The organism is Pedomonas sp. (assembly GCF_036515995.1).
Lineage (GTDB): Bacteria > Pseudomonadota > Alphaproteobacteria > Sphingomonadales > Sphingomonadaceae > Pedomonas.
In genome coordinates, this window is sequence record NZ_DATBUP010000239.1 from 1 (window position 1) to 6,571 (window position 6,571).

6 protein-coding genes are annotated in these 6,571 nt (G+C 68.0%); all 6 read left to right on the top strand.

Annotated elements, in window-relative coordinates; genetic code table 11:
• Positions 1-262: 262 nt before the first annotated feature.
• Complete coding sequence (locus VIG90_RS17315) at positions 263-1,513, top strand: DUF2460 domain-containing protein (RefSeq protein ID WP_331594775.1); 1,251 nt, start codon at positions 263-265, stop codon at positions 1,511-1,513.
• Positions 1,510-2,367: a DUF2163 domain-containing protein gene (locus VIG90_RS17320; RefSeq protein WP_331594776.1), complete on the top strand. Its 858-nt coding sequence runs from the start codon at positions 1,510-1,512 to the stop codon at positions 2,365-2,367. The genes VIG90_RS17315 and VIG90_RS17320 overlap by 4 nt, the downstream gene beginning before the upstream one ends.
• Before the next feature lie 60 nt (positions 2,368-2,427).
• Positions 2,428-2,901: an NlpC/P60 family protein gene (locus tag VIG90_RS17325; RefSeq protein WP_331594777.1), complete on the top strand. Its 474-nt coding sequence runs from the start codon at positions 2,428-2,430 to the stop codon at positions 2,899-2,901.
• On the top strand, positions 2,894-5,146 hold the full coding sequence (locus VIG90_RS17330; protein WP_331594778.1) for a phage tail protein: 2,253 nt from the start codon (positions 2,894-2,896) through the stop codon (positions 5,144-5,146). Before VIG90_RS17325 ends, VIG90_RS17330 begins: the two co-directional genes overlap by 8 nt.
• A gap of 44 nt (positions 5,147-5,190) precedes the next feature.
• Positions 5,191-5,688, top strand: coding sequence for a DUF2793 domain-containing protein (locus VIG90_RS17335; protein WP_331594779.1), 498 nt, complete (start codon positions 5,191-5,193; stop codon positions 5,686-5,688).
• A gap of 205 nt (positions 5,689-5,893) precedes the next feature.
• Positions 5,894-6,571: outer membrane protein (locus VIG90_RS17340; protein WP_331594780.1), on the top strand; the 678-nt coding region annotated here is incomplete at its 3' end.

The following is a 6,571-nucleotide window of genomic DNA, read 5'->3' on the forward strand; positions in this document are numbered from 1 at the left end:
CCTCGTATCCAGTCGGGCGTTAGTTCCGCCAAAGTTGCTAGTAAAGTAGCCTTATCAGGTGAGCTTCCTTCCCACTTACGAGATTTTCTAATTGACTCAAAAGAGATAGGTTGTTTCGTGGCAGACTGAATAATTGCTAAAAGCTTTCTGCCCATTTCAGACTGAGGTAATTCCTTCTCTTTAGGGGTCGCCTTAATCAGCGCTTCAAGCCGTTCTCGGATATCGTCAGATGTGCCTATTTCGGTGGTAGGTTCGACTAGGGTTGCTGGTTGTTTTTCAGGTGCGTGAGCCGGGGTGGTGGTGCGGCGCGGGGCGGCCGTGCTTTTATGATGCGGCAACGCTGGCGGTCTACACGGCGGAGACCGGGCGCGCGCCTCCGGCACGGCATCAACTGGTGACGGAAACCCCTGATGCGGCGCAGGAACAGTTCCTTGACTGGCTGGGCGTGAAGCTGGGGGCGGCAGCACTGTCACTGCGGGATACGGTGAAGGCGGCGCACCCGGGGGCGACGGTGGCGCTGCTGTTCAACGTGGCACAGGCGAGCGAGGAGACACCGATTTTGGTTCGGGCGAACAGCCCGGCGAGCTGGGCCTCTCCGGCGTTTGATATTTTTCAGGTGCAGGACTTCGCGCACGTGACGGCGGAGAACTGGGGCGGCCATGCGCGGGGCATTGCGCAGGCGGAGGCGCGGTTCGGATATCTGCGCGGCAGTCAGCATTATTTCGGCGGGTGCGTGGTGCGCGGGGAGAACCGGCACCAGTGGCGCGCGGTTGGGCGCAGCCTCGAGGACGCTTGGGAAAGGCAATACGCCCAGGTGTTCGTGCAGGCGCTGCCGCAGGTGATGCGGGACGGGCTGACGTTCTACGAAATTGCGGGGGAGGACGAGATGGGCGGCTTTCATGATGTGCGCTTCCCGGTTGAGGTGGGATATGGCGCGGGCGGCGGGCCGGAATTTTCAACGACGGTGATCGGCACCGCATCGGGCTTCGAGCAGCGCAACATCAACTGGGCGGAGGCACGCGGGCGCTATGACGCGGGGCTGGGCGTGCGCAGCGAGGCGGACCTTGCCACGGTGACGGCGTTCTTCCGGGCGCGGCGCGGGCGGGCGTTCGCCTTCCGGTTTCGTGACCCGTTCGATTTTACCTCTGCCGCGCCCGGGGCCGCTGTGACGGCGCTGGACCAGAGGCTGGGCACGGGCGATGGCACGCGCACGACGTTTTCGCTGGTGAAGCATTACGGGGAGACGGAGCCGCACACGCGGCGCATCACGCGGCCGGTCGTCGGTACGGTGCGGGTGGCGTTGAACGGGGTGGAACTGCCGGATGGCTGGTCGCTGGGCGCGCTGGGCGAGGTGCAGTTCGAGGACGCCCCGCCCGCAGGCGCGGCGGTGACGGCGGGGTTCGAGTTCGATGTAGCGGTGCGGTTCGGGGATGATCAATTGTCCGTCTCGCTGGCGGGGTTCCGGGCGGGGGAAATTCCCTCGATCCCGCTGGTGGAAGTGAGGGAAGCATGAGCCGGGTAATTTCACCGGGGCTGGCGGCGCATCTGGCAGGAGACGTGACCAGCCTTGCCGTGCTGTGGCGCATCGTGCGGCGGGACGGCGTGATTTTCGGCTTCACCAGCCATGACCGGGATATTGCGGTGGATGGCGTCGTCTATCGGGCGGTGCCGTCCTTCCTGCCGTCCGCCTTCGTCAGCACGGCGGCGTTCGAGGCGGGCGACATCGAACTCTCCGGCATGCTCACCAGCAGCGCGGTGACGGAGGCGGATCTGGCGGCGGGGCGGTTCGATTTTGCACGCCTGACGGTGAGTCTGATGAACTGGGCGATGCCGGGGGAGGGAAGTATTGCGCTCGCCACCGGCACGCTGGGCGCGGTGCGCTGGGAGGACGGCGCGTTCCGGGGCGAGCTGCACACCGACAGCGCCCGCTTCGACCAGGTGGTGACGGAAAACTATTCGCCCGAATGCCGCGCCGATTTCGGCGACAAGCGCTGCCGGGTGGACTTGGCGAAGCACCGGGTGGTGGCGCGGGTGACGGGCGTGGCGGGGCGAAGCGACTTTTCCGGCGCGGGCGTGACAGGTGGACTGGTGGCGGCGGCCAACTGGTATGCCTATGGCCGCCTGCGCTGGCTGACCGGCGCGAATGCGGGTGTGGTCAGCGAGGTTCTGTCGAGCGGCGGCGGAGCGGTGCGTCTCAGGGAAGCGATGCGCTCAGGCATTGCGGTGGGGGATTTGTTCCTGCTGACCGCGGGGTGCGACCGGCGGTTCTCTACCTGCACCGGGAAATTCGCCAACGGCGTGAATTTTCGCGCAGAGCCGCACGTGCCGGGGCTGGATGCCATGCTGGATTATCCTGACGCGCGGTAGGGCGGGGCGCAGGGGGCAGGATCCCTGCAAGGCAGAATCAAAATCACAGGGCAAAAAAACATGACGACGCGCGGGGAGGAAATCGCGGCGGCGGCGCGGGGCTGCGTGGGGACGCCGTTCCGGCTGCATGGGCGGGTTCCGGGACGGGGGCTCGATTGCGTGGGGCTGGTGGCGCACGTGGGGCGCAGCCTCGGGCTGATTGGGCATGACGAGACCGGCTACGGCCTCTCGGGCAGCGGGGCGCGGCTGGAGGCGGGGTTGGCGCGGGCCGGGCTGGTGCGGGTGAACGCGGAGGCGGGGCGGGATCAGGCCGGGCAGGACCAGGCGGGCCAGGTTGGGGACGTGCTGCTGTTCGATCTGGGACGGGGGTTGCTGCACGTGGCGGTGAGGAGCGAGCACGGCATCATCCACGCGCACCGAGGACTGGGGCGGGTGGTGGAGCATCGGCTGGACGAGGAATGGCGGGCGGCGCTGGCGGCGGTGTGGCGGTTTCCGGCTGGCGTGCCTGCAATGGGGGAGAGGGGGCATGGCTAACGTTGTTCTGGGCGCAGTGGGCGGGGTGATCGGCGGGCCGTTCGGGGCGATGATCGGCGCGGCGATCGGCACGGTGATCGACAACCGCGTCTTCGGTACGAGCATGCGGCGGGAGGGGCCGAGGCTCCAGGACCTGTCCGTGCAGAGCTCGGCCTACGGCGTGACGGTGCCGCTGGTGTACGGGCGCACGCGGGTGGCGGGGAACGTGATCTGGTCCACGGGCCTGCAGGAGCGGCGCACGGAGGAAAAGCAGGGCGGCGGCAAGCGCGGCTCGGTGACGACGGTGAACTACACCTATTCGGCCTCGTTCGCGGTGGCGCTTTCGGCCCGCGCGATCCGCTCGGTGGGGCGGGTGTGGGCGGACGGCAAGCTCATTCGCGGCACGGCGGGCCAGCTGATGGTGGCCGGGCGGATGCGGGTGTACCGGGGGGACGAGGCGCAGTTGCCGGACCCGCTGATCGAGGCGGCGCAGGGCGTGGGGCAGGCGCCGGCCTACCGGGGGCTGGCCTATGTGGTGTTCGAGGATCTGGCGCTGGCGGACTTCGCCAACCGTATTCCGCTGCTGACCTTCGAGGTGGTGGCGGATGATGCGCCCGAGGTGCCGGTGGTGGCGATTGCGCGGGACGTGTGCGCGCGGGCGGGGCTCGAGGCCGTGGGCGGTGCGGCGGCGGATGCGGTGCGGGGCTTCGCCATCGGGCGGGACAGCACGGCAGGCAATGCGCTGCGGGTGCTGGAGGTGCTGAGCCCGCTTTACGCAAGCGAGGGCGGCACGGGCGGGGTGAGGCTGGCGGATCGTGCACCGCAGGTGCCGGTGGTGATCAGGCAGCGCGATCTGGGTGCGGCGGCGGAAGGCGAAAGCGAGCCCCGGCGCAGCGTGGCGCGGGCGGGGGAAGCAATGGTGCCGCGCGAGGTTGGGCTGGCGTATCTGGACACAGCGCGGGATTACCAGACCGGCCTGCAGCGGGCGCGGCGGCTGAGTGCGGCAGGCGGCATGAGCGAGCGGCTGGAGCTTCCGGCGGCGCTGGATGCGCACACGGCCAAGCAGGCAGCGGAACGGCTGATGGCGCGGCGCTGGCGACGGCGCGAGCCGATGACGCTGACGCTGCCCTGGCGTTACCTCAGCCTGACGCCGGGCGATGCGGTGCGGCTGGAGGGAGAGACGGAAGGGGCCGGCGCGCTCTGGCAGGTGCGGGAGATGACGGTGGAGGCGGGGCGGGTGCTGGTCTCCGCCGTGCCGGTATCGGTGGAGGACGAGGTGAGCACGGCGGAGGCGGAGCCGGGCGTGGCGGTGCCGCAGCCGGATGTGCCGCACGGGCCGACGACGCTGCATGTGCTGGACCTGCCGCCGATCTCGACCGCGATGGCCTCAGGGCCGGTGCTGCATCTGGCGGTGGCGGGAGAGTCGGAGGGATGGCGGCGGGCCAGCGTTGCCATCAGCCTGGACGGCGGGTTCGATTACGGCGCGGCGGCGGACATTCCCGCCCGCACGGTGATGGGTGTCGTCACAACCGTGCTGCCGCCCGGCGAGACGGCGTGCTGGGACCGGACGCATGCGGTGGAGGTGGCGCTGCTGGCGCCTGACATGGCGCTGGAGGCGCGCAGCGAGGCCTCGGTGCTGGCGGGAGCGAACCTGTGCCTGATCGGGCAGGAGCTGGTGCAGTTCACCACGGCCGAGCTGCTGCCGAGCGGGCGGTATCGGCTCTCTGGCCTGCTGCGCGGGCGCTGGGGCACGGAGGCGGCGGTCAGCGGGCATACGGCGGGCGAGCGCTTCGTGCTGCTGAGCGGGGCGGCGCTGGTTCCCCATGATGCAGGGCTGGCGCGGCTGGGCCAGACGCTGCTGTTCAAGGCGATGGGCCCGCACGAGGCGCTGGAGGACGTGGCGGCACAGGCGGTGGTGCTGACGGCGCAGGCGCTGCGGCCGCTGGCTCCGGTTCATCTGCAGGGTCGACGCGATGAGACGGGCGATGTGCACCTCAGCTGGGTGCGGCGCAGCCGTCAGGGATTCGACTGGGTGGACGGGGCCGATGCGCCGCTGGCCGAGGAGGCGGAGCAGTACGACGTGCAGATCCTGAGCGGTGGCGCCGTGCGGCGGCAGTGGCGGGTGACGGCCCCGAAGGCGGTTTATGCGGCGGCGGACCAGACGGCGGACTTCGGCGGGTTGCCCGAGGCGCTTTCGGTGCGGGTGGCGCAGGTGAGCGCCCTGGTGGGTCCGGGCGCCGACTGGAACGGCCAAGTCTCGTTCTGATTACTTCGAAATCACGAGTCGGAATAAAGTAAAGGGAGAGGTTTATGGCAGAGGCGACGACCCGGCATGGATTGCCGCTGCTTCAGGCAGGACAGGCGCAGAAGGAAGTGACGCACAACGAGGCTCTGGTGCTGCTGGATCTGCTGGCGCACCCGGCGGTGGAGGGCGTGTTGGCAACGCCTCCGGCCGCGCCGACGCCGGGGCAAGGGTGGATCATCGGGGCAGGCGCGACGGGCGCATGGTCCGGTCAGGACGGCGCCCTGGCCTGTTGGACGCCGGGCGGATGGCGGTTTCTGGCGGCCCGGACGGGCATAGTGGTCTGGCAGAAGGCTGACGGCCTGCCCGCATGGTTCGATGGCGATGCGTGGCGCACAGACGGCTGGCCGACAAACGGGCTGCTGGTTGACGGGCAGAAGGTGGTCGGGGCCCAAGGGGACGCCATTGCGACTCCGGCGGGCGGGGCGACGGTGGACGCGGAAGCTCGCGCCACAATCGGGCAGATTTTGGCCGCCCTGCGCACTCACGGATTAATTGCGACATAAGTGTCACAGGGCACAAAGTGAAGTAATTAGAGGGTACGAGCAACTATTGCGGGTGGGGGTGTAATTTGTGTCTTCGCTGCAACAGTTTGATGGGGAAGCAGCGCCTATTCGGGGGGAAAAAGGCTCCAACCGTGTGGTTTCATTGACCATTCGGGGGGTCGTGGCTAAGTGTTCCCCCGAAATGTTCACGAAGAAAGGGGACATCATGCGCAAGCTCTCAGTCGCAGTCATGATGACTACGACACTTCTGGCGGGTTCCGCCTTCGCGCAGGACGACGCTTGGTACCTTGGCCTCAAGGGCGGCGTTTCCATCGTTCAGGACCGGTCCTTCACCCAGAAGGACACCGATGCCGGTGCGTTCGAGAACGACTACAAGCAGCCGGGCTTCAACGTTGCCGGTCAGGTCGGTTATGACTTCGGCGCGTTCCGCACCGAATTCGAGCTGGGCTACCAGCAGGGTTCGATGACCCACTTCTTCAACGAAGGCCTGCCGGAACTGGGCGCCACCAGCTACTTCTGGGACGGCCGCGGCAAGACCAAGGTCACCAGCTTCATGCTGAACGGCCTGTTCGACATCCCGACCGAGGGCAAGACCTCCGGTTACGTGGGTGGCGGTATCGGTCTGGCTCACCTGAAAACCAAGAACTACCGCGTTGCTGAAGGCGCCAATGCGTTCCTGAACGACGGCGACACCGCTCTGGCCTGGCAGGCCATTGCCGGTCTGCGTCGCGAGCTGAGCGACAAGGCTGACCTGACCCTGGAATATCGCTACTTCAAGGCAACCAGCGGCGACTTCCGCACTACCGGTGGCGTGGCTGTTGAGGGCGACTACCGCTCGCACAGCCTGATGCTGGGCGTGGCCTTCAACTTCGGCACCGAGATC